The organism is Candidatus Bathyarchaeota archaeon (genome assembly GCA_026014685.1).
Taxonomy (GTDB): Archaea; Thermoproteota; Bathyarchaeia; order Bathyarchaeales; family Bathycorpusculaceae; genus Bathycorpusculum.
This window is the reverse complement of the sequence record JAOZHW010000005.1, coordinates 42,999-65,500: the sequence shown is the minus strand read 5'-3', so window position 1 is coordinate 65,500 and position 22,502 is coordinate 42,999. Positions and strand designations below refer to the sequence as shown.

At 46.4% G+C, this 22,502-nt stretch carries 25 protein-coding genes; 16 read left to right on the top strand and 9 right to left on the bottom strand.

The features are described 5' to 3' along the window. Positions 1-49 precede the first annotated feature (49 nt). On the top strand, positions 50-319 hold the full coding sequence (locus tag NWE96_02710; protein MCW3982887.1) for a hypothetical protein: 270 nt from the start codon (positions 50-52) through the stop codon (positions 317-319). Between the two features lie 98 nt (positions 320-417). Here NWE96_02710 and NWE96_02705 read toward each other — a convergent pair whose 3' ends face one another. Further along, positions 418-1,482 (bottom strand): radical SAM protein, encoded by a 1,065-nt coding sequence (locus NWE96_02705; GenBank protein MCW3982886.1) that lies wholly within the window; start codon positions 1,480-1,482, stop codon positions 418-420. Positions 1,483-1,624: 142 nt separating this feature from the next. Between NWE96_02705 and NWE96_02700 the strand changes: the two genes are divergently transcribed. Continuing rightward, the gene (locus NWE96_02700) at positions 1,625-2,041 is read left to right on the top strand and encodes an OsmC family protein (protein ID MCW3982885.1); all 417 of its coding nucleotides are present in this window, start codon (positions 1,625-1,627) and stop codon (positions 2,039-2,041) included. A gap of 283 nt (positions 2,042-2,324) precedes the next feature. On the opposite strand, the gene NWE96_02695 is transcribed toward NWE96_02700, so the two are convergent. Continuing rightward, positions 2,325-2,741, bottom strand: coding sequence for a hypothetical protein (locus NWE96_02695; GenBank protein MCW3982884.1), 417 nt, complete (start codon positions 2,739-2,741; stop codon positions 2,325-2,327). A gap of 178 nt (positions 2,742-2,919) precedes the next feature. Between NWE96_02695 and NWE96_02690 the strand changes: the two genes are divergently transcribed. From NWE96_02690 to mobB (NWE96_02640), 11 genes are all read left to right on the top strand, one after another. Further along, complete coding sequence (locus NWE96_02690) at positions 2,920-3,834, top strand: hypothetical protein (protein MCW3982883.1); 915 nt, start codon at positions 2,920-2,922, stop codon at positions 3,832-3,834. A gap of 36 nt (positions 3,835-3,870) precedes the next feature. Next, complete coding sequence (locus tag NWE96_02685; protein MCW3982882.1) at positions 3,871-5,310, top strand: hypothetical protein; 1,440 nt, start codon at positions 3,871-3,873, stop codon at positions 5,308-5,310. A gap of 493 nt (positions 5,311-5,803) precedes the next feature. Further along, complete coding sequence (locus tag NWE96_02680) at positions 5,804-6,031, top strand: hypothetical protein (protein ID MCW3982881.1); 228 nt, start codon at positions 5,804-5,806, stop codon at positions 6,029-6,031. 133 nt (positions 6,032-6,164) lie between these two features. Further along, positions 6,165-6,749: a PadR family transcriptional regulator gene (locus NWE96_02675; protein MCW3982880.1), complete on the top strand. Its 585-nt coding sequence runs from the start codon at positions 6,165-6,167 to the stop codon at positions 6,747-6,749. Beyond that, positions 6,746-7,753 carry an ATP-binding cassette domain-containing protein gene (locus tag NWE96_02670; GenBank protein MCW3982879.1) on the top strand — a complete coding sequence of 336 codons (1,008 nt, stop codon included), beginning with the start codon at positions 6,746-6,748 and terminating at the stop codon, positions 7,751-7,753. Before NWE96_02675 ends, NWE96_02670 begins: the two co-directional genes overlap by 4 nt. Then, on the top strand, positions 7,750-8,598 hold the full coding sequence (locus NWE96_02665; protein ID MCW3982878.1) for an ABC transporter permease: 849 nt from the start codon (positions 7,750-7,752) through the stop codon (positions 8,596-8,598). The genes NWE96_02670 and NWE96_02665 overlap by 4 nt, the downstream gene beginning before the upstream one ends. A 418-nt stretch (positions 8,599-9,016) precedes the next feature. Continuing rightward, positions 9,017-9,706 carry an ABC transporter ATP-binding protein gene (locus NWE96_02660; protein MCW3982877.1) on the top strand — a complete coding sequence of 230 codons (690 nt, stop codon included), beginning with the start codon at positions 9,017-9,019 and terminating at the stop codon, positions 9,704-9,706. Next, positions 9,703-11,004, top strand: coding sequence for an ABC transporter permease (locus NWE96_02655; protein MCW3982876.1), 1,302 nt, complete (start codon positions 9,703-9,705; stop codon positions 11,002-11,004). Before NWE96_02660 ends, NWE96_02655 begins: the two co-directional genes overlap by 4 nt. A 120-nt stretch (positions 11,005-11,124) precedes the next feature. After that, positions 11,125-11,583, top strand: a complete 459-nt coding sequence (locus tag NWE96_02650) for an NUDIX hydrolase (protein ID MCW3982875.1) — start codon at positions 11,125-11,127, stop codon at positions 11,581-11,583. Between the two features lie 86 nt (positions 11,584-11,669). Then, positions 11,670-12,107, top strand: a complete 438-nt coding sequence (locus NWE96_02645) for a fasciclin domain-containing protein (protein ID MCW3982874.1) — start codon at positions 11,670-11,672, stop codon at positions 12,105-12,107. Between the two features lie 316 nt (positions 12,108-12,423). Next, positions 12,424-12,936, top strand: coding sequence for a molybdopterin-guanine dinucleotide biosynthesis protein B (gene mobB, locus NWE96_02640; GenBank protein ID MCW3982873.1), 513 nt, complete (start codon positions 12,424-12,426; stop codon positions 12,934-12,936). A 24-nt stretch (positions 12,937-12,960) separates the two neighbouring features. On the opposite strand, the gene NWE96_02635 is transcribed toward mobB (NWE96_02640), so the two are convergent. The 5 genes from NWE96_02635 to NWE96_02615 form a co-directional block, all read right to left on the bottom strand. Continuing rightward, entirely contained in the window at positions 12,961-13,773 is an 813-nt protein-coding gene (locus NWE96_02635; protein MCW3982872.1) for a formylmethanofuran dehydrogenase subunit C, read from the bottom strand. Between the two features lies 1 nt (position 13,774). Then, on the bottom strand, positions 13,775-15,469 hold the full coding sequence (locus NWE96_02630; GenBank protein MCW3982871.1) for a formylmethanofuran dehydrogenase subunit A: 1,695 nt from the start codon (positions 15,467-15,469) through the stop codon (positions 13,775-13,777). Then, positions 15,470-17,020 (bottom strand): formylmethanofuran dehydrogenase subunit B, encoded by a 1,551-nt coding sequence (locus NWE96_02625; GenBank protein MCW3982870.1) that lies wholly within the window; start codon positions 17,018-17,020, stop codon positions 15,470-15,472. It lies immediately after the preceding gene. 2 nt (positions 17,021-17,022) lie between these two features. Then, positions 17,023-17,424, bottom strand: coding sequence for a molybdopterin dinucleotide-binding protein (locus NWE96_02620; GenBank protein ID MCW3982869.1), 402 nt, complete (start codon positions 17,422-17,424; stop codon positions 17,023-17,025). A gap of 144 nt (positions 17,425-17,568) precedes the next feature. Then, positions 17,569-17,928, bottom strand: coding sequence for a hypothetical protein (locus NWE96_02615; GenBank protein ID MCW3982868.1), 360 nt, complete (start codon positions 17,926-17,928; stop codon positions 17,569-17,571). A gap of 134 nt (positions 17,929-18,062) precedes the next feature. On the opposite strand from NWE96_02615, the gene fdhD reads away from it, so the two are divergent. After that, positions 18,063-18,851, top strand: coding sequence for a formate dehydrogenase accessory sulfurtransferase FdhD (gene fdhD, locus NWE96_02610; GenBank protein MCW3982867.1), 789 nt, complete (start codon positions 18,063-18,065; stop codon positions 18,849-18,851). On the opposite strand, the gene mobB (NWE96_02605) is transcribed toward fdhD, so the two are convergent. Beyond that, positions 18,848-19,390: a molybdopterin-guanine dinucleotide biosynthesis protein B gene (mobB, locus tag NWE96_02605; protein MCW3982866.1), complete on the bottom strand. Its 543-nt coding sequence runs from the start codon at positions 19,388-19,390 to the stop codon at positions 18,848-18,850. The genes fdhD and mobB (NWE96_02605) overlap by 4 nt on opposite strands. Positions 19,391-19,510: 120 nt before the next feature. Here mobB (NWE96_02605) and NWE96_02600 point away from each other — a divergent pair, with 120 nt between their 5' ends. After that, a complete protein-coding gene (locus NWE96_02600) occupies positions 19,511-20,521 on the top strand; it encodes a metallophosphoesterase (GenBank protein MCW3982865.1) in 1,011 nt (336 codons plus the stop codon). Positions 20,522-20,558: 37 nt separating this feature from the next. After that, positions 20,559-22,112 (top strand): hypothetical protein, encoded by a 1,554-nt coding sequence (locus tag NWE96_02595; GenBank protein MCW3982864.1) that lies wholly within the window; start codon positions 20,559-20,561, stop codon positions 22,110-22,112. Between the two features lie 59 nt (positions 22,113-22,171). Here NWE96_02595 and NWE96_02590 read toward each other — a convergent pair whose 3' ends face one another. Next, positions 22,172-22,492: a Rieske (2Fe-2S) protein gene (locus tag NWE96_02590; protein ID MCW3982863.1), complete on the bottom strand. Its 321-nt coding sequence runs from the start codon at positions 22,490-22,492 to the stop codon at positions 22,172-22,174. Positions 22,493-22,502: the final 10 nt, after the last annotated feature.

Here is a 22,502-nt window from a genome sequence, read left to right as displayed (position 1 = left end):
AACCCAAGAAATACTAGTTGGCTCTCAAACACTGAGGGGAGAACCACTTTTGACTGTGACTGCAGACAAAAAGAGGAGACAATCGGTTTTTCAGGTATTACTACTCGCCAACAACCAAACTCAAGACGTGGAAGTACAGGAAGCAGAGCAAGTCGATTTCAGCCAAGTAAAAGCGCACCTAAATGGCGGCGGCTCAGTCTTCATCACCAGCAAAAACTCGCAGAAAATCAAAAAACCAAGTACATTGACGGTGGCTAACTTGAGTCGCTCGAGGCGTACGGTAGGTTTTCTCTACAGGCAACATTTGAGAGATCGGTAGTATGTGTGGCGTGCATCCAGGTTCCCTTTACCCCCCTCTCTCTTCCGAATGTTCCTTTTGGGTGCACGTCACTCCCGCTGAACCAACGCCTAAAGTTATTATTTTTCGCGCAAAGCTTTAGGAACGTAGGCGCATCGTGGATCTGAGCCCAAAATATCCCCCGTATAGAACAACGCTGCTGAGCGGCAGCCTCCGCAGACGTCGTTGTATTCGCAAACGCCACATTTGCCTTTAAGGTTGCTTTTGTCTCGGATTTTTTCAAAGAAGTCGCTGTTCTGCATATCCGCCCAGATTTCGTCTAGCTTTTTGTTTTTTATGTTGCCGATGCGGTAGATGTCGTTGTAGCTGCAGGGGATAACGTCGCCGTTTTCAGCGATGCTCATGAATTTGCCAAAGAAGCATCGGCCCAAAAAGAAGTGACTCCACCATTCATCATAATCAGGCATACCACGCTGTTTCGCGACGCGCGCGTAGAAGGGTATGTAAACGTTTATGCCTGGCCTGCCGTCGTATTTGGCGGTTAAATCGAAGAGTTTGTTGCAGACCCACTCATACTGCTTGGGCGTGAGGTCCGCTTTGAGGCTATCCTTATCGTTACTGTAGGGAATAAAGCCGTGGAAAACCACCCATCGGGCGCCGTACTTTTTGGCTAATTCGATGACATGAACCATGTCTTCCTCAGTCGCATTGGTCACGTTGCCTTTGTTGGCAAACGTGTAAACCAGCACGTTTAGAAGGTCAGCTCTTGCAAACCGCTCAATTGCAGCCACCGCCGCAGCATAAGCACCTTTTCCGCGGATGGCGTCGTTGGTTTTTTCAGCTCCATCTATGCTTACTGAGATTTTTGTTTTGTTTTTTATGATGTTTTTTATGGCTTTCTCGTCAAGCATGCGGCCGTCGGTGATGATGCTGGTGTTTAAACCTAAGCTGGTCGCGTAGTCAAGGACTTCGAAGAGGTCTTTTCGTAGAAACGGCTGGCCGCCTGTGATTCCAAAAAAGCTTGCACCGAACTCGTGGACTTGATCGACGATTTGCATGGCGGCTTTGGTGTCTAATTCGTCTGGAAAAGCTGCTTTACCCGCAGAAACACAGTGAGCACAACTGCTTTCGCAGGCAAAGGTGCACCGCCACGGGACGATAAACAAGGGACCTTTGTTTCTCAAGGGCACAGTCTCCACAGGGTATAGAGCAATACACGGCGATTTTGGTATTTAACATTTCACCTTAGAAACAGGGTTAATATGGAAAAATGAGTGTAGCAGAAGTCTTAAATGAACAAAACCTGATACTTGAACAGGGAAAGTTATGGGTAAACTAAGAGGCAGCGCCAAACTTTTAGAAAACACTCGATTAGTTACAGAGAACGGCCGTGGCCACAGCGTAATCTGTGACCTTTCTGAAGCCGCAGGCGGAACCAACGCGGGGCCGACCCCGCTAGAGTTATCGTTGATGTCGCTTGCCGGCTGTGGAGTCATCATCTACGCGGATATCTGCAAAAATAGCAAAATCGACCCCGGTCAAATCGAAATCAAAGTGGAAGCCGACAGACCGCCTAACTCGCCAGTTCTAAGCGGCGTAATCATGAAAGTAAACATAAAATCGAAGACCCGCAAGGGGCTTGTGGAGGCTGCTTGGCGACGAACAGAAGCTGCTTGTCCAGTGTTGTTTGTTTACAAAGAGCAGATACCTGTTAAGGTAGAAGTGGATATCAAAACAGAGTAGCTGCTACCCGTTTTTTGATTCAGCAGTTTTGGTTCTTTTTTGTGTTTTTAGGCGTTTTTTTAGAAAACTTTTTAGCTTATCGCCGCATCTACGCTATTGGGGGAAGGGAGAACTTGACGGAAGACAGTATTCTATATACTAGGCAACTTTATTGTCGTCACGAGAAGACGCATTTGTATAAGCAGACTCGGTTTGACATCTTAAACGGGTTGGAATTCACTTTTACGCGGTGCATCAACTGCCACAAAATCGTCGCGTTGGATGCAAAGAAATTCAGCAAGCCTTAATGCGGGATTTCTTTAGCGTAAAAGTAGCGTTCGCCTTGCCTTAGCAAATCCAAGATGCGTTGGGTTTGCGTAACAGATAACTTGCAAGTTTTGGGCTTCGCCAAAAAGGGCAAATCCTCCTCTGCGTTGCGGATTATGTGCAGGTCTTCCCAAGTCACCTTAACATCCTCGGATGGGATATGCGTATCTATATCCATTGTCCATGCACCAGCATCCAACTTTCCGCCGCCCTCGGTCAGCGCTGTGAAGGGACCAAGCAAACTTTTGTCGTCGGTGTTGAAGAGAAAAATCACGGAGCCCTCCTTTATCGGTTGAGGCGGTTGAGTGGCTTTGTCGGTGCAGACGTAGCGTTTATGGCTTAGGCATTGTTGCTGGGTTGTTTTGTTGCATAAAAACACGTAACCGTCATACATTCAAAAAACCTCCACTAGAACCGAAGGCAGGGGCTCTTATTTCTCTTTGCTTTTCTGCATTAGTTGCTCGGTTATGAAGCCACAACTGCATATATTCTTTAAAGCGGTAAATTATCCCAAGCGGTTTTCTTTATCAAACAGGTATCCTGATTTTCTTCACCGTTTTGAAGGGCTTAAAATGACCACGAAAACTACGTTTAAAGTTGTATTTCTCGTATTGTGTCTTGTTTTAGGCGCAGCTATCTTATCTCAATTTGCCCAAGCCCAAATAACGCCTACGCCAATCCCCAGCCCATCCCCGACTCCCACCCCAACTCCGACGGCTTCTCCATCGCCGTCGCCTACACCAACTCCTACCCCAACTCCCATACCAACACCAACTCCTTCACCCCAACCCACAGCCACGCCCACTCCGACTCCAATACCTACTCCAACCCCGAGTCCAACCCCAACGCCGACTACAACACCCACTTCAACACCCACTTCAACACCAAGCCCCACCCCAACACCTACCCCGACGCTCAGACCAAACGCAACAGCAACCCCAACCCCCACAGTCACCCCAAGTCCCACTCCGACTGCAACCCCTACCTCGACACCAACTCCAACACCTTCACCCACATCCACAACAACCCCTACACCAACTCCTCCACAAAGCCCAACCCCCACTCCATCGCCAACTCCCACTCCGACACCGAAACCCACGCCAACACCCACGCCTTCACCGACGCCAACCCCATCACCAACACCTACACCTGAACCCACCGCTGAACCGACCCCTCAACCCACTGAACCTCCAACACAACAATCCAGCAGTTCATCCACCACATCAACCACCCAACCCAACCCCACACCCAAACCAACCCCCAGACCCACAGCTACCCCAAAACCCACCATCAGACCCACACCGATCACACAGCCCACGCTTGAACCGACAAGTACAATCAACCCCAACATCATCTCTCGAGGCGACCTCTACAACGCGGGATTCGCAACCGCTGCAGTAATTGGGTCTGTGGTGGCGTTAACTTTGGTCTTAAAACGTCGACAGGGCACCGAAAGCTCTGACGAAATAGACTTAGAAAGCCTATAATCGGCTAGAAAATTTATTAAACCACAATAGAATTTGATGCTATCTCACAGTAGGGTGGAATGCGCTTTCAAGACTCTTTCAGTTGCAAAATTCGGCGGTAGCCTCCTAGACGTAGAAGGCAAAGGAATCCCCAAAATCATCGGGCAAATCCGAGAAATCCAGAAACGCGACGGCACAGGCCCCATCGCCGTTTTCTCCGCGCCCATGGGCTGCACAGACGCACTCATTAAAATCGGGGAATCCCACGCGCAAGAATGCGGGCTTTCACTTGATCCCGTTTTCGAAATTTATGACCGCCTCGCCAAACTCTACGTGAAAGGCGAATTACTCAAACAAGCGCAAGAAGAAATAGCCAACTACAAAGCGCTAACTCAGACCACACTGGACGCAGTGAATAAGCGTTTTAGTGGAAACATCAAAGCTCGAACGCTCACTTTAGGCGGCGAACTATGTATGTCCATGCTCATGGATTACATCCTAAGAAGCCACGGATTAGAGTCCTGCGCGGTTTCAATGGAGAATTTCCCCGTCGTCACCGACGACAACTTTGAAGATGCCGCCCCAAACTACGAATTAAGCAAAAAACGCCTCGACGCCTTCGTAAAGCCGCTAAAAGAGGGCAAAGTAGTCTGTTTAGCGGGGTTCTTTGGGATAACGCCTGATGGGCTTGAAACCATCTTGGGCAGAGGCGGTTCAGACCTCACTGCAGTGTTCGCATCCTGCATCCTAAAAGACAGCTACCAGACCAAGACTTTGCTCTACAAAGATGTACCTGTGCAGAGCGCTGACCCCAAAGTCGTGCGGGGACAAAAAACTGACCACGTTAAAGCATTAACATACAATGAGGCTCATAAGGCTTCATTGATGGGTATGAAAATCGTTATGAGTCCCGCAATTGCGTGGGCAAGGCGGTTTAATCAGCCTCTGATGGTGGTGCCAATTGACGAGCCAGAGATGTTTTCGGTTATTGAAGCTCAGAATAGCAGCGGCGAAATCGTCAAGTGCTTAACAGGCAAATCAGGCTGCGCCATCCTCTCGATGAGTGACGAAAAAAGCCGCAGCTTCGAAGATTCACTGCGGATTTGGGAACGCCGAAACGACTTCATGGACCTCGGTGCGGAAACCATGGAAACAGGCGAACACATCCGCGACTTCCTGTTTTTGGACAGCGAGTTCCTTAAGAAAAACGAGGAACGTCTCAAAGGATTTGATGAAAACCTAAAAATCGAATATGGCTTAGGCGTAGTCACATTGATAGGCGACAAAATGAAGGATTCTCCAGGTGTAGCTTCATTGGCAATAGGCGCCATCTCAGGTATCAACATCAAACGCGGCATCTTTGCACCCCACACCTCGCAAATTATTCTTGTCGTCGAAGAAAGGAACGTCGCCGCCACAGTGGCAGCCATCCACCTGAAGAAACAGGAACTAAACAAACCGCCTGCTTGGCCGATTGGTTTTCAACCCCTAAAATAAGCCTTGACCTCCTAATTCACCTGAGTTGGCTGGGTGGATTTAGGTTTAATTTGGGGTATATTTGTGCAGAAATCTGAAAAATCCATTAATAAGCTTTTCAGCAGGGTAAACTTGGAGCGTGACAAGATTGAGAAGAAAGATGAACAAACAAATACACGCATACAAACGTGACATTGATACCACAAATAGGGATGGTGCCTTCTTGTGTCCGCAATGTGGCGCAAAGATATCTCCAGACGACCATTCAGAACTCGTTTATTCCATAGTCGACATCTGCGTAAATAGTTTCGGTTTAGAGGAACTAGTGATCTGCTGTAATCGTTGTAGCTGTATAATTCACCTTTCGGGGTTCTCTAAGATAAATGAACTAAGCGTTATGCATCACTCTGCGGAAACAGAACCTGAAACAGATGATGTCCCCTATTTTGTGCATACCTAAAGCTACATGCACAATGTTTTCTCTGTGTTTTTGCTTGTTTATTGGTGAAATTTGATGAAGAAGAAAAACAAATACGTAGCGGGGTTAGCCTTCGCAGCGGCCCTTTTTGTAGCCAGCCCTCTGGATGATGTTATTATTGCGTCTTTGTTTGGTACTGCATTTTTTGGGATTGGAACACCTGCGTTCTATGTGTTTGTTGTGGTCATGACGGCTGGTTCGTTGTTTTTTTGGAAGAAATACACGTTTAAGCAGGCGGATCTTGAGGAATCAGAAGCGCAATAATTGTCGATGTTATTTTTTCTGAGGTTTAATGGTTTGGTTTTTGTGTAATTTGGGCCATGTTTAAATATCGATTGTGATATCGTCAGTGATAATTAAATATGATATCAATAACGATATCAAAAGTGATATTAAAATGAACCACAAACAAAAAGACTGCCCCAACCACCCGATTTTCCACCATCGACACAACTGGCTCCGCCACAACGCCATGGTACCCAAAGGCTTCCTACGCCACCACGTCCTATCCACACTAAACGAGAAACCCATGTCAGGCTCAGAACTCATGGAAGAAATCAGCAAAAACACAGGCGGACACTGGAAACCCAGCCCCGGCTCCATCTATCCCATGCTGGCGTGGCTACAAGACAACCAATACATCAAAGAACTCCCACAAGAGAACGGCCTCAAACGCTACGAATTAACAATGGGCGGTAAAGAACTATTAAAAGAAGAAACACAATTCCGAGAGAAATTCCGAGAAGAAGCCGGATTTATGACTTTTCCATTCTTTGACTGCGCACAAAGTAACATACCCAAAGAAAAAGTCACTGAAATTCGTATGACCATGAGACGCCTGTTTCACGCCGCCATAAATGTCGGTAAAACACTGCGAGAAAACTACTACGAAAGCGACCTAAACGATGCCCTCAAAATTCTCAATGAAGCCTCCGAAAAACTAGAAGAACTCAACACCAAACTACAAGGTGCCAAAGCATGAGTCAAAATGACGACGTCATAGTCGTAAAAGGATTAACAAAAGTCTTCAACCACAGCCTAACCGCAGTCGACCATATCGATTTCACCGTAAAGCGGGGCGAAATCTTTGGGTTCTTAGGTCCCAACGGCGCAGGCAAAACCACCACTATCAAAATGCTCATTACAGTTACTCGCCCAACTGAGGGCACAGCGTACATCTTAGGCGGCGACATAGCCAAACAAAGCATGGACGTGCGTGCGGCAATAGGCGTAGTTCCCCAAGAATACACCGCAGACGAAGACCTAACTGCCATGGAAAACATTCTACTCTGCGCAGACCTCTACGGCATACCTCGGCATGTTTCTAAAAAGAGAGCCCTTGAACTGCTGAACCTCGTTGAGTTGACTGCGTTTAAAGATAAGCGGGTAGACACGTTTTCGGGCGGAATGCGGCGCAGGCTTGAATTAGCATGCGGCTTAATCAACCGACCAAAAGTTCTCTTTCTTGATGAACCCACACTTGGCTTAGACGTCCAGACACGCGCTGCAACATGGAACTACGTTAAGACCCTAAAGAAAGAATTCGGTATGACCCTGTTCTTGACAACCCACTACCTTGAAGAGGCAGATGCCTTATGCGACCGAATCGCCATCATTGACCACGGCAAAATCGTCGTCATAGGCTCTCCCGCAGCGCTGAAAGATAGTTTAGGCGGAGATATCATAACCTTGTCTGTCCAAAAAGACGAAGATATCACAGAAATAATTCACAAAGTCGAACACGTCAAAGAAGTAAAAAAAGAAAACGGCGACTACATAATCAAATCTTCCAACGGCGAAGTGACTGCGCCCCTAATCATCGAAGCTCTTCGTGGAAAAGGGCACATCGTCACTCGACTTTCATTGACAAAACCAACCCTAAACGAGGTTTACATGCAGTACACTGGGCGTTCGATGCGTGACGCTGAAGAATCACCTGGGGCGGTTAGGTCACAGCGGATGGTTATGAGGAGGGCGCATGCATGAGTAAAGACATAGAAACCGAAGTTTCAAGAAGTAAACTACACGGCCTTTGGGCACTAACAAACAGAGAACTAAAAAAATGGTACCAACAACCCTTTGTTTTTGTCATGGGGATAGTCCAGCCAATTCTCTGGCTTGCCCTGCTTGGTAAAGCCATGAACCTCAGCGCAATGATACCATCAGGTATACCCGGATTAAGCCAAGACGCTATCATGATGCAGACATTTGGCACAACCGATTACTTCTCGTTTATGGCAATGGGCATGGTTGCCTTCACAACCGTATTCACGACGGCGTTTGTGGGCATGTCGGTTGTGTGGGATAAACGCTTGGGCTTTATGAATAAAGTCTTAAGCACGCCTGTTTCGCGTTCAGTGATTATCCTATCCAAAGTGTTTGCAGCAAGCATACGCGCTATGTTCCAAGCCGCCATCGTAGCCATAATCGCCTTCCTCTTAGGCTTGCAGTTGGGAACCAACTTTTCAGCATGGAGCATACTGGGCATCTTCGCAATAGTTTTCCTCATAAGCGTCGGCCTATCCTCGATGTTTACCACCCTGACCCTGCGCGCCACCCGAATGGAAATGCCTCAAGCAACCTTCCAGTTGATAACCTTGCCTTTGATGTTTGCAAGCAGCGCCTACTTCCCCATCGACAAAATGCCCCAGTGGCTCCAAGTAATCGCAAGCGTAAACCCCATCAGCTACACCATCGACGCAGTGAGGAGGCTAATGATATTCAGTGACGGCTTCGGTCAGTTGCCACTGGACTTCGCCTTCGTTGGCGGCTTCGCAGTCATCGTCACCGCCATCTGTGTGGTTCTCTCTTGGAGGTACCTGAACAAGTGATAATCCGAGTTTCATTCACCGAAATTCCCCTTTTTATCTAAAAATGAAGAAAAGCAAGAAAGTGAGAATTATGAAAAATATATCGGAAACCTTGAAGAAAATTGCTAAAGCCTTGAAGTGTTATCTAACCGATTGGAGAAACCTTTTAACGCATTCAATAATGGGGATAGTGCTAGCTGCTTTAGCCGTGTGGGCTCCTATACCTCTTCATGGGAAAATATCTCTGCTTTCGGTTATTGTTCTTTTCAACGTTGTCAGAATGAAAAGAAATAAACCTAAGCCAATCTAACCACCCATTTTTTTTATATTTCATAGTGCTCTTGTGATTGCAGCTTAGGTGTAAATCAAATTTGGACATCGTTTATATCAGCCCCTTCATTCAACAATAACGAAACATAACGTTATGATGTGAGATTCAATGCCAACCATAGTTGAAGCAGTTAACCTTCGAAAAACTTACATGCTGGGCAAAGTTCCGGTTGAAGCACTTCGAGGAGTTAACCTCAAAATCGAAGCAGGCGACTTCGTATCCATTCTCGGTCCTTCAGGCAGCGGAAAATCTACAATGCTAAATCTTGTAGGCGCATTGGATAAACCAACTGCAGGAACTTTACTCATAGACGGCGTGGACATCGGCAAACTAAGCGACAACCAACTTGCCAATCTGCGCCTAAAAATCGGCTTTGTTTTCCAATTCTTCAACCTAATTCCAAGGCTAACTGCCCGTGACAACGTTGAATTAGCTATGTCTATAGCAGGCAAGAGCAAAAATCAGCGGAGAGAACGAGCCGTCGAATTGCTTGAAACTGTCGGGTTAAAGGACAGGATCAACCATAAACCCGCAGAACTCAGCGGTGGTCAACAGCAGAGAGTAGCTATTGCACGTGCTTTAGCTAACAAACCCCGTTTCCTCTTGCTGGATGAACCTACAGGAAACGTGGACTCAAAAACTGCCAAAGAAGTCATTTCGCTGATTAAGAAACTAAACCGAGAAGACAACGTAAGCATAATCATGGTTACACATGATCAGAATCTGGCGCGGGAAGCAAGACGGACGGTGCAGATGTTTGATGGAGAAATATGCTCAGACGTGGTGAATGGACAATGAGAGTACTTGACATTTTCGGCTTTTCGTTTAGCGCAATCCGCCTAAGAAAACTACGCGCCGCCCTAACAACATTGGGAATCGTTATCGGAATAGCCGCCATCGTTGCTTTGCTCTCTATCACTCAAGGTTTGCAGGCAACCATAACAACTCAACTCAGCCAAGGATTATCCGCTGACACCCTAATAGTCACTCCTGGAACCAGCAGCGGCTTCGGTGGAGGGGGCGGAGGATTTGGCGGAGGCTTCGGAGGCGGCAGCGACAACTCCGGTTTCCAACTCTACGTTAACTATACTGATGAGATTAACGCTTTGTCGGATGATATTGAGAGTTCAGCTGCGGTGATTAGTCGCGGTGGCTACGTTCAAACTGATAACCTAAACCGGTCAGTCACCATCTACGGAGTAGATTATACCACTTACGGCGCGATCTACAGCAACACCTTTGTAACACAAGACGGCAGCATACCAAGCAACCCAGCCGAAAACGACACCATAGTTGGCACACGCGTAAACCAGCCTGGGCAGAACGGGACCATATTCTTCAACCCTGGCGACCGCATAAACATCACCTGGACCAACGCCACTATTCTGCCACCCGTCAACGAAACATACATAGCCGACGTTCAAGGTGTGCTGGGAAAAATCGGTGGCTTCGGATTGGGCGGTCCCTCAGACACAGGCGTCTACATTCCAATCGAGAAAGCCATGACTTTCTTTAACACAAGCAACGCTGACATGATAGTTGTTAAACTAAAAAGTAGTGACAACGCAACCATAACCAACGTATCCAAAGCAATAACAGATTACTTCAGCAACCAAGTCTCAGTCATATCCTCCACAGCCGTGCTGAGTTTGCTCACCAGCATCTTTAGCACCATCCAGTTGTTCCTCGGCGGCATCGCAGCGATTTCGCTACTTGTCGCAGGCATCGGCATAATGAACATAATGATCGTCTCACTAATCGAGCGCACCCGCGAAATCGGCATCCTAAAAGCTTTAGGCATGAAAAGCAGAACCGTACTCACAATATTCCTCGGCGAATCCATAATCATCGGCGTCATGGGGGCAGTAATCGGCATTGGACTCGGTTGGGCTTTAGCCAACGTGACGGCTACGGTGCTTGGAAATGGCGGCTTTATAGGTGGCGGAAGCGCGGCGTTTGCCATCGTTCCTCTCTTAACGCCTGATGTGGTGGTAGGCGCGTTTGGCTTCGGCGTTGGCGTCAGCGTAATCTTTGCGCTTTACCCCGCTTGGCGTGCTTCGAAACTTAAACCCGTTGAAGCACTACGGTATGAATAAGCGCAAGCTGCTCTTCCCTTTTTGTTTTTTCTTTTTTTGCTGTTTAATCCATGACTTCTTGCATGTTTGACCCGTAGAAGCTTTAAGATGGAAGCCACATAACTTCCGCAGGTGGTTCTGTTGAAGCGTCTCTACCCTGACCAACCCATTGTCGGCATCGGTGTCGTCATCGTAGAGGATCAAAAAATCGTGCTGATAAAACGCGGCAACGAACCTGCCAGAGGCAAATGGACCATCCCCGGTGGATTAGTCGAGCTTGGTGAATCAAACGAAGCTGCTGTCATCCGCGAAGCAAAAGAAGAAACCTGCCTAGAAGTGGAAAAACCACAATTAATCGACGTGGTTAGCCAAGTGGATTTAGATGCAGAAGGTAAAGTCAAGTATCATTATGTCATCGTGGACTATTTGGTTCACGTTAAGGGCGGCGACATTTCGGCGGCAAGCGACGCGGTGGAGTTGCGGTGGGTGCCCTTCAGCGAGGTTGAAACATACGATTTAACGGCTTCTTTTAGGCTGTTTTTTAGACGTAACAGAGAAAAACTCTCTTCTGCAAGTTCTTTTTCGGGCAAAGTGATGTAACTTCTCGGTGTAGGTAATGTTTATAGCTCTTCTGTCGCTATGATAATGTGTAGATTTTTAGATTAAATTCTGTGGAGGTGAAATTTTTGGCTGATATAGTTGATGCTGCAATGTCCGCAGGCATATTCAACACTTTGGTAACTGCAGTTAAAGCAGCAGGGTTAGTTGACACTCTCAAAAGTCCCGGTCCATTCACCGTTTTTGCTCCAAACGATGAAGCGTTCGCGAAGCTGCCGAAAGGAACAGTTGAAGCCCTCTTAGGAGACATCCCCAAACTAAAAGCCATACTGACTTACCATGTTGTTTCAGGAAAGTACACTTCGGCACAAGTAGCCAAACAAAAGACATTAACCACTGTTCAAGGCGAAGACCTCAAAATCGACGCAGCAAAATGGCATCTGCACAGTTCAATAAAAGTAAACGACGCCAACATCATAAACCCCGACATAATCGTGGACAACGGAGTATGCCACGCAATCGACAAGGTGCTGATGCCCAAGATGGAAATGACCCAACAACATTAGGGCTAAATAGCTTTCGGCGAGCTCTCCTCTTTTTTCATTGGACCCCAAATTCTGTTGTGGATGTTTTGGGTCGCCTCTAATCTTCATATTTGTTTTAGTCAAGTTTTTTCTAGCTGTAGTGTTTGTTTCTGCCAGTAGTTTGGCGTGGCTGGGCGGATTGAGTAGCTGGATGTACGGGATTTTCTATAATTTCATTATTTAAAGCCAAACAAAAGTTCAAGAATAAACATGCAACATAAAAACCCCGGCCGCCTCTCACTACAGACCCCCTCCCTTATATATAGAACAAAACCGCTTATACGATCAGGTGTAGGCTTTGCCAAGACTCATCGCTGTAGTCGGCGACAAACATTCAGGAAAAACCACCATAATCGAACATTTAATAGAAGAGTTAACCCGCCGCGGCTACCACGTTGGTACAATAAAAGAAATGGTTCGTGTTTCCACGTTGGATACGCCTCAGAAGGAAACCGACCGATACCGAAAAGCGGGTGCTCAAGCAGTAGTTGCGGTTCCCCGAGAGGAAACAGTGATTTTTTTGCCTAAACGGCTTGGCGTAAAAGAAATTCTTCCGCATCTTTTAGGGTTGGATTTTGTGCTTTTAGAAGGCTTTGAATCTGCGGAAAAGCTGCCGAAGATTGTTGCGGCAAAAACTGTTCAAGAGGCACAAAGTTTTATGGATAAATCCGTGGTTGCTTTGTCAGGTATTTTGGCTGATTCAGATCAGGAAACAAAAAAAGCCGCAAGCTTGGCGTGTCCTTTGTATCACAGTACCCGTGAAATATGCATGTTAGCTACTCTTGTGGAAGCAAAAGCCGTTAAATATTAAAATTTAAAAAATAGAAAATAGTGGTTAGAGGAATTTTTCGTATGCTTTCAAAGCAGGGTTAGCGGCCTTGGAAGCAAAGATTTTGCCTGTACCATGCTCGGCGAGGTCTCCTAAAAACACGTAGAATGGTCCAGTTACGTTTGTTGTGTCGTCAACTTTGACTTTAGGTTTTATGCTGTCTATGCTAAAGGTAGGCATCATGTCCTCGACTGTGCCTGAAACTATGATTTTGCCGCCAGTCATGCTTGCACCTAGTCGTGGTGCAGCGTTCTGTTGGACATAGATGGCTCCGTCACTCATATGATAACCTAAGAATGGCCCTGCGTTACCCTTAATCTTTATCACGCCGCCACGCATATAGCAGGCTGAGTCGCTGCCGACGTTGCCGTCGACGGTTATGTTTCCGCCTTTCATACCTATGGCGCTGCCTCGGTATGGTGAAGCTAAGTAGTCGCCTGCGTTGCCGTGGATTTCGATTGTGCCTTTTTTCATGTCGCTGCCTGCCCAGCCGCCTACATCGCCGTTTACGGTTATTTTTCCACCTGCCATTTTTTCGCCTAAGTGCATGCCTGCATTGCCGTTTATGATTATTTCACCGTTTTTCATTCCTAAGCCTATTCTGCGTACTTGGCTTACGTCTCCGTCGATTTGGATTGTGGTTGGTTCGCCGGGCATTTCTTTGATGCTGAAAAGTTCACTTAGTTTTCGGAGTTTGTTTCCTTCGTAAACAGTTAGCTCACCGATTTCAGATATGGTTTTACCTTGGAAAACATCTGGGTTTATTGCTTCAGCTTGTATTGGGTATGTGAATTTTTTGAGAGGTGACAGGGCGATCATTTTAGACGCTTCCTTGAATTGGAATGGCTTGGGGCACTTTTAGGTAGTGATCTGGTACTGGGTAGTTTTCGTAGTCTACCGTCCAGTATTGGCGGAACTTCTTTTTCATTTCTTCGTCTATTTTGCATGGTTCTTTTGTTCGGACATCTACCCACATTGTTTTGCCGGGGGTGGTGTTGTCGACGATTTCACCGTCTTTGGCAACGATTTTTCCATCTTTAATTGTGTACACAGAGGAGTTGAAGGCTTTCCGTACAATCTTGTATTGTTTAGCTATGTCGGTTGTTTCAGGGTTTATGTTGAATATAGCTACGTCTGCATCTGCGCCAACACCTAGGTGGCCTTTGTTTTTAAGACCCAAGGTTTTGGCGGTTCCTGCGCGGGTCAATATTGCCAGTTCGTAGAGGGTTAATTCGCGGTCGATTGAGGGCAGTAAACTCTTTTTCTGGGCTTTCTTGTGGCACTTTTTCAGTGTTGCTTCTCGCGCCTTTTTGCTCATCAACCAAGCTAATACACGTGGATAGGCTGTGAAGGGTCCACCGTTGGGGTGGTCTGTGGTCATGTAAATTTTCCATGGATCCTTAATTAGCAGAGCGATTTCTAAGCCTATTGACCATTGTATGGCGTTTACTGCGTTGTTTTTCTTGTACTGGAAGGGAATGATTCCGCCGCTGGTTTCGGTTTCAAAGTCGCTGTTGATCCATTTGTGCTTGCTTAGCGTGTAGAGGGTGTGTTCGAAGGGTCCATCTGCGGTCATGGTTGTTGTGTCAGTGAAGGTCACTTGACCCATATCGAGTGTGATGTGGTTGTGGCTGTTGATGTATTTGGATATTTCATCTGCTGCAGAGCGGAACTTGCCCCAGTCGTCGCCTGCAAAGCTGGCAAATTGTATGTGGGTGATGTGTGCTATGGGTTTGTTGTTTGTTGCTAAGTCTTCTAGTGCGCGCATTGTTTCTAGGGTTGTTTTATAGTTGCCTGGTACGCCCAGGTTGTTTGTGTGTAAGTGGATTGTGTGAGGTAGGTTAAGCATAGTGTTAACTTTAGCTAATCCTCGGACGATTTCTCTGGGGGTAATGCAGAAGTTAGGCACCTGGTCATCGATGCTGTGGACGTTGCGGCCAAAACCCCAAGATTCCAAACCGCCAGGGTTCACTATTTTTATTGCGTAGCCTTTGGTGGTTTGCATCATCCACGCGATGTGTCTTGCGCATTCTTCTACGTCGCCTTTTGCCAAGTTTTCCAGAACAAACCACCAGTCACCTAAAAGTGGGAATGAGGCCTTGTCGATTAGGGGTATATCGTTTAATTCCTCGTGTGCGTGTTTTGCGCCGATGGGTGCGATTGAGGGGTTCATAACGGTTGTGTAGCCCAACTTTGAGTAACGGTAACCGGTAACAAACGTGGAGGGCAGCGAGTAGCCTGTGCCTGCTCGGGTTAGCGAGGTTTTTCTAACAGCGTCTTTTATGTGGTCTTCTGGTCTAAAGATGCGTCCAGTGTTAACTTCTCCTCCAGCGATGTGGGAGTGAATGTCAACACCGCCAGCCATAACTGTCAAGCCTGTAGCGTCGATTGTTTTGGCTGTAGAGCGGACTTTCTCAACTATTTTTCCATCTTTTATGGCGATATCCATTTTTTCGCCATTAACACCGTTTATTGGGTCGAAAACGAACCCGTTTTTGATTAATAACTCGGTCATTTATGCTGCCTCCTTCTTCTTTTTTGTTTTTTTAACCGATTTGGGTTTTTTCTTGGTCTCGGTTTTTGCTTTAGGTTTAGCTTCAGCAGGGGGTTGGTTTGTTTCGGTTTTTTGTGCCTTTATGGCTTTTACTTCTTCTAGTATCTTTGTTAGGATTTCAAGGTCTGAGATTATTCCTTCAGGTGGCTCAACAACCTTCTTAAGCGGTAGGGGTACGTGGTCCATTCTGTAAGCGGAGCCTTCAACTTCTATACCTACAAAGGCTGAAGGAATAACGACATCGCCCAATATTGCGGTTGCGTTCATGTGGGGGTCTATGACTATCAAGGGATGTTTGACCATGTTTTGTACTGCTTTTTTGGGGAAGTTTGCGGCTGGGTCTGCAGCGATGACGAGTGTCGCGTCGTTTTCTTCACGGAGTAGAATTTCCATGCAGGTTGTTTCTCCTGGGTTGTATCTGGGGTAACCCATCGAGAAATCAACGCCATAAGGATAGCCGCTTTGCCAGGCTGTTACTGTGTTGGCGCCGGTTACGTTGAAGTGTCCTCGCATGGGCAGAATCAAGAATTTGGTTCTCATGTTTAAGTCTCTGACCAGCGATATTGCGACTTCGATGTTTCTGAATTTGCCTGTAGATTGGGTTAATCCCATGCCGAAGAAGATTACTCCTAACTCGCAGTTCACTAGCGCGTCGGCTAATTCTCGCAGGGTCTCTATCGGGATACCTGCAACTTTGTCTACATCAAGCTCTTGGTCTTGAACCAGAGCCCGTAACGCTTGCACTAGTTCGTAATCTTTGTTGGGTTCAACTTGGATGAAGAAATCCGCCATCTCGGCAGACATCGTTTTGCGTACATCAATCACGATGAGTTTGCGTCCACGCTTCGACAAGGACGGGGGCATACCACCTAAACTGCAAGCTTGGGGCCTTGGAATTTGAACACCTGCAGATAGGCGCCTTGTTGTGCTTTCGACTTTCTTTTGGCCTGCTTGGGCTTTTAGTTTTTTAAGGTATGATTGCCATTCGCTTTTTTCGAAGCGACCCTCAGCAAAAGATGTGTATCTTTCAAGGTGCCTTGGGTGTGCACTCCAAGGATCACATCCCCAGTAAATGATGAGGTCAGCCCGGTGCCTAATTTGTCCCAATGTGCCTGTTGGGATGCCTGCTTCTTGCTCGCCTAAGATGGATGGACCATGGCAGACAACGGCTGTGTTATCCATAACTCCGCCGACTTCTTCAGCTAATTCGACACCGAGACGTTGGGCTTCGCAGCTGGTTGAACTCCAGCCGTAAAGTACAGGGTAGTTTGCGTTGGCTAAGATTTCAGCTGCTTTATGGATCGCCTCTTTCATGGAGACAGGCACAAGTTTTCCGTCTTTTCGGATCAACGGGGTTTTGATTCTGTGTTCGCTTCTGTAACCTATGAATTTTGATTCACAAACTGCGCAGCCGTTTTTGACTTTTGTAACCTCGTTGTTTTCAACGGTTAATTCTATGTCGTCGCATAAACAGCCGCATATTGGACAAGTAACTGATTTAATTACTGACATGTTTATCTCCCGAATTCTGCTTTGAGTAACTCTTCAAGTTTCAGCACAGGTTCGTCTGGTGCTGGTTCTACTTCAGCTGGGGTTCCTTTAAAAGTGGGCATGCCGATGCTGGTGGTTTCGTCACTGCAGACTGCGTTAGCCCAAGGACCATAAGGAATGTAGATTAAGCCAGGAGTCGATGCCCGTCGATATTTGACGGCTCTAAGAACCACTGACCCGCTCTTGGTGGTGACCTTTATGTTTGTTCCGTTTTTTATGCCAAGTTTCTGCATGTCACCTGCGTCCATATAACACATTGAACACGCATCAAAATAGTCTTCTGAGCTTTTTCCCCTTTCTTTGCCAACGCCCTGCTCGATTGTGCGTCCCGTAAGCAAAGTTACCTTTAACTTTTGCTCCGCCATAATTTTGACCTTACAAGTTAAATTTAGATAGTTATATTTAAGAGTAAGTTCAAAAAATCCCTAAAACCCAAGATAAACGTTGTATTATACTGGATAAATGCATTAATTCTATTTTTATTACACGTTGAGAAATCGCTGAGTTAACTATTTGAGTTTGGCATATTTTGCTTGGAATTCAGCGTTGTAGGTTCGCTTGTTCCGCTTGTCCAGCGAGTAATTTACGCCACTTGGAAATGTAACTCCAGACAACCGCCGAAAGCCCTCATAGAAGTCATCCACTTTGTCGTCAAACCAGCAGACAATGTATTTCTGGTTTGACTTGAGTTCATCCGCGTCTCCCATCAGACAAAAGAAGTCCTCAACGTTCCCGCTGAATCCTCCCTGCTCCAACTGGTTGAGGACGAGTTTCTTTGCCTTAATGATTGCGAATGCCTCTCTTTCTGGATGTTCATTGTTCTCATGATAGACGGTTAAAACGGGTTTGTCCCAAGCTAATTCCACCAAAACACGTCACCATTAGTTCTATTTGCGGAAGGTTATTTTAAATTATCGTGCTTGACGTGTGGCAGTTAATCAAACGTTAAATACTTCAAAGATGCTTTCCCAGTTGACGCAAGACACCTCTAAGTGGGAGTTCGATGGTTCGCGAAGTCGACATAATCAGAGTTGAAGTTTCAACAGGCAAAACAGAAAAAAAAGTGGACTTTATAGCCGAAGAAACTCCCCTGCACCTGTTTGTTAACAACAAGTTTTGGGCAACCATCCTCTCCTCTCCCAGTGACCAAAAAGAACTCGCAGTCGGACACCTACTTTCAGAAGGCATCCTAAAATCAATCCAAGAAATCCGAGAAATCGAACTAAAACCCAACGAGAACACCTGCAACGTCACAATAAAACCAGACATCGACTTGGATTTACGCGTGAAACTATCCAGACTACACAACCGCGTGATTCCATCTGTCTGCGGAAGCCCTGCACCATACCAGTACGTCGGAAAAATCCCTCGCGTTGATTCGGATTTGAGGGTTTCGGCGCAGGTAATTTTTGAGGGCGTTAATGCCTTAAATTTTAAGGCTGCAGGATTTCGGCTGACTGGGGGTTTGCATGTTGCCGCCGTCTACCGGGTGGATGGCACTTTGGTGGCGTTGGCTGAGGACGTGGGGAGACATAACGCGGCTGACAAAGCCATAGGGATGGCTGCCTTAAAAGAGACGCCGCTGGGCGAGTGCTTTTTGGCTTCAAGCGGGCGCCTCTCAGGCGACATGACTTACAAAGCAGCAAAAGTGGGAATACCAATCATTGCCTCGATTGCGGCTGCGCTTTCCTCGGGTTTGGATGCTGCTGAGAAAACAAACGTGACGTTGGTTGGGTTTGTGAGGGGAAAACGCTTAAACATCTATTCGGCGCCGCAGCGGATAATCATCTAGAGTTGCTCTTTTACTATTTTTAGAAGTCTGGGTCCATCCGAGGGGATTTTGATGTAGGGGACGCCATCTTCGTCTTTTTTGTTTATGTTTAGAGCGACTAAACCTGCAATCGCCAAGATGGGTTTAACGGCTTTCTTTAAAGCTTCATCTAAGTCGCTTGGGTCTTTTGCTGTGATGATTTTGGGGATGTCGCTGCGTTTTGACATGGTGTCGTGTAAGCCTTCGATGAATATGATGTCCAAGTTTTCGGGCTCTAAGGATTTGATTATTTGGTCTATCTGGGTGGAGGCGGTTTCGATTTTTTTGATGGTGGCTATTTCATGTGGCGAGAGGCCGACGACTATTTTTGCGCCTGCTTTGGCGTATCTCCAAGTGTTGGTGCCTTCACGGTCGAGGGTGAAGTTTTGGAGATGTATATGTTTGATTGCGCCGATTTTGTATCCTTCGTTGGTTAGGTTGGTGATTAGGTATTCGAGTGTGGTGGTTTTTCCTGATCCGCTGGTTCCTATGGCGGCGATTACTTGGGTCGAAAGGTTCACGCTCCGCTTTTTGAAGGGAGGGGTTTGTTAATATAAGTTGCGTCGTTGATGATTTTTCAGTTCATTTGGCGAAGTGATTTAATAGTAACATCGCCATTTACAGAACAGGCGAACCCACATTTGAAAACAACCCCCAAACAAATTCTATCTGTAGCCATACTAATCCTTGCGCTACTTGCTCCCGCATCCACCACCTCAAAAAGCACCTTTTCAGTGATATGGATAACCGACACCCAATACCTTTCCGAGAGCCACCCCCAAAGCTACACCGAACTCTGTCGCTGGATTGTACAAAACAAAGAAACCTACAACATAAAAATGGTCATCCACACAGGCGACATAGTAAACGATGAAGGCAACAAAACTCAATGGCTAAACGCCAACCAATCAATGAGTATGCTGCTTGACAACGATGTGCCGTACTGCTGGAACGCAGGCAACCACGACTACAACACCTCATACTGGATAGGCAACCAATATGCCGCGTTTAATCCAGCTTTGATGCAAACAAAACCCTACTGGGTAAGCGACAAATTTGACGGGATGAACACGGCTGTCCGCTTCAAAGTGAGCGATTGGGAATGCCTCATCATAAACGTCGCATTCAACGCTAACGAAACAGTGGTATCGTGGGTAAACAACCTTTTAGACTCAAATCCAGACGCACACGCAATCGTTGCGATGCACATGTACCTCAACAAAGAGCGCAAATACGATGAGTGGGCGACCAACTTCAAGAAGGAAGTACTCGATACTCATTCTAACGTGTTTTTGACGCTTAGTGCGCATTATTATCCGACGGAAGGCAAGGTGGTTAAAGCGGGGGATAGGTTTGAGTTGTTGTTCAATCAGCAGGATGCATTTGAGCGGATGGGCGCGGCTAGCGCCAGAATCTTGACGTTCGATGTATCAGGTGGTATTGTTGATGTGCAGACTTATCTTGTTCCTTCTTCGCAATTCTTAACTGATTCCAACAACGTTTTTACTTTGACAACGAATTTCCGCAACGATGTCGCGGAGAATGTTTGGGTTATTGCAGTAGTTTTGGTTGTGGTTTTGTGTTTGGGTTTGGTGGTGGGTTTTGTTGTTAAATTGCGTTTTTTTCCTAAAAAAGCCGATATGATTAAATAGTAAGTTCGATTCCAGTCTAACACCGAAGGTAAAAAAAATGACCAGCCAAGCAAAAAACTTCAACACAAAAATCATAGCAGCCATAATAATAACAATAATCGTCATTTCCTCGGCAGTTGTAGCCGCTCAATACCTGCTCTCAAAACCAAGCAGCGAACTGCCAGACATGACCCTAACTCTCATCGGAAGTAACGGGCAACAAAAAACCCTAAACAAACAAGACATACTAGCACTAGAATCTTACACCTCAAAAGGAGCTCTAAAAACCAGCGGCGGCTTAATAACCGACGTCGGCACCTACACAGGCGTACCAATCAGCACCCTTTTGGATTTAGTCGGCGGAATCACAAGCGACCAAAAACTCAAGGCTTTAGCATCTGACGGTTACCCAATGACCTACACATACAACCAAGTCATCAATGGTCAAGACTTCAGAACGTATGATCCAACCACAAGAGACATGGTCAATGCAACCGCCCCCGTAAAGTTAGTTCTAGTTTACTCCGTAGACGGAGCACCTCTGTCCGACGATAAAGGTCCACTCAGAATAGCCATTTTAGGTTCAGAAGGATTAGCCACAGAAGGCAATCTATGGTCAAAAAAAGTTATCCAACTAGAAGTGACATCAAACCAAGCACCATCACCCACACCGACAGCAACTGCTAAACCAACCACGGCAGCAACTGTTAAACCCACCGCCACGCCTTCACCTACAGCCAATCCAACTGCAACCTCTTGGAACATTGCAGTAACTGGATCAAGCACAATCACTCTGACTAAAGGTACTTTTGATACTTTAGTTATCCAAAACTTTGTGTCATACACTGAATCAGGAACCACCTGGCAGGGAACATCTCTCTATCAGTTAGCCCTTTGGGCACAAAACAACGGTGCCATAAGCAGCAGCGCTTTGACATCAGGCTATGTGGTAAAAGTCGTCGGCGCCCAAGGACAAGTGGCAACTTTTAACAGTAGCCGAATAACAAGCAACCAAAACATCATGCTGGCAAATACAGCAAACAACTTGGCTTTAAGCGGCGGCAACGCCCCCTTAACTCTAACCGGCGCAGAGTTATCAAGCGCCGAAAAAATCAACGGCGTAGCGCAGATACAAATCCTGCCCATCCCCGACTTAACTTTAACGGTGGTTGGCGCAGACGGCAACAGAGTCGTTTTGTTCTCAAATGACATCGCAAAAATGACTTCAATAACTTATGATGGCGGCTCCAGAAAAAGCACAGGCACCATCGTAAACGTTGGTAACTATACAGGTATAAAATTAATTGACCTCTGCAACCTCGTCGGAATCACAGGCAGCAACAACGTCACCGTTAAAGCCCAAGACGGATACACCACAACCTACACCTATGACAAAGTCGCTAACGGCGTGGGCTTTAACACCTACGACGCCACAGGAAACCCCGCAACCCCTGCGCATCCGCTTTACTTGATAGTAGCTTACTGGTATAACGGCACCACTTTGGGCTCTGATGGACCGCTAAAAACCATGATCGTCGGCGTTGATGGATTGTTAACTGATGGTAGCGCCGCAGCAAAGCAAATCGTCGAAATCGACATCATCGCGGCGTAAATCTAAAATCTCGGTTGGTTTAACGGCTTAAAGCTGTTAAAATTAGCTTTTCTTTCTTTTTATTCTTCTATTTTAATCCAGATTTTTCCAGCTTCAATTTTGACAGGGTAAACAGTCAATTGAAATGAACCATTTTGGTCATAACCGTCCTCCAAGTTGAACCGCAAACCATGACATGGACAAACAATAGCTGTTTCCTCTATGTGTCCTCCAGAAAGCCCACAAGCCATATGTGGACAGCGGTTATCAACAACGAAGACTTGGCTGTTTTGTTTTATGATTAGAAGTGGGGTTCCGTGGAATTTGACAAGCTTCATTTTGCCCTCTTCAAGTTCAGTCAAATCTATTAATTGTAAATAGCCGTCTTCCTCTATTGACATATAAGTACGC

What these genes read in the sequence shown, in the direction of transcription:
- NWE96_02700 (MCW3982885.1), top strand. Translation starts at nt 1,625, where the DNA reads ATGGGTAAACTAAGAGGCAGCGCCAAACTTTTAGAAAACACTCGATTA.
- NWE96_02695 (MCW3982884.1), bottom strand. Translation starts at nt 2,741, where the DNA reads ATGTATGACGGTTACGTGTTTTTATGCAACAAAACAACCCAGCAACAA.
- NWE96_02690 (MCW3982883.1), top strand. Translation starts at nt 2,920, where the DNA reads ATGACCACGAAAACTACGTTTAAAGTTGTATTTCTCGTATTGTGTCTT.
- NWE96_02685 (MCW3982882.1), top strand. Translation starts at nt 3,871, where the DNA reads ATGCTATCTCACAGTAGGGTGGAATGCGCTTTCAAGACTCTTTCAGTT.
- NWE96_02680 (MCW3982881.1), top strand. Translation starts at nt 5,804, where the DNA reads ATGAAGAAGAAAAACAAATACGTAGCGGGGTTAGCCTTCGCAGCGGCC.
- NWE96_02675 (MCW3982880.1), top strand. Translation starts at nt 6,165, where the DNA reads ATGAACCACAAACAAAAAGACTGCCCCAACCACCCGATTTTCCACCAT.
- NWE96_02670 (MCW3982879.1), top strand. Translation starts at nt 6,746, where the DNA reads ATGAGTCAAAATGACGACGTCATAGTCGTAAAAGGATTAACAAAAGTC.
- NWE96_02665 (MCW3982878.1), top strand. Translation starts at nt 7,750, where the DNA reads ATGAGTAAAGACATAGAAACCGAAGTTTCAAGAAGTAAACTACACGGC.
- NWE96_02660 (MCW3982877.1), top strand. Translation starts at nt 9,017, where the DNA reads ATGCCAACCATAGTTGAAGCAGTTAACCTTCGAAAAACTTACATGCTG.
- NWE96_02655 (MCW3982876.1), top strand. Translation starts at nt 9,703, where the DNA reads ATGAGAGTACTTGACATTTTCGGCTTTTCGTTTAGCGCAATCCGCCTA.
- NWE96_02635 (MCW3982872.1), bottom strand. Translation starts at nt 13,773, where the DNA reads ATGATCGCCCTGTCACCTCTCAAAAAATTCACATACCCAATACAAGCT.
- NWE96_02630 (MCW3982871.1), bottom strand. Translation starts at nt 15,469, where the DNA reads ATGACCGAGTTATTAATCAAAAACGGGTTCGTTTTCGACCCAATAAAC.
- NWE96_02625 (MCW3982870.1), bottom strand. Translation starts at nt 17,020, where the DNA reads ATGTCAGTAATTAAATCAGTTACTTGTCCAATATGCGGCTGTTTATGC.
- NWE96_02620 (MCW3982869.1), bottom strand. Translation starts at nt 17,424, where the DNA reads ATGGCGGAGCAAAAGTTAAAGGTAACTTTGCTTACGGGACGCACAATC.
- fdhD (MCW3982867.1), top strand. Translation starts at nt 18,063, where the DNA reads ATGGTTCGCGAAGTCGACATAATCAGAGTTGAAGTTTCAACAGGCAAA.
- NWE96_02595 (MCW3982864.1), top strand. Translation starts at nt 20,559, where the DNA reads ATGACCAGCCAAGCAAAAAACTTCAACACAAAAATCATAGCAGCCATA.
- NWE96_02590 (MCW3982863.1), bottom strand. Translation starts at nt 22,492, where the DNA reads ATGTCAATAGAGGAAGACGGCTATTTACAATTAATAGATTTGACTGAA.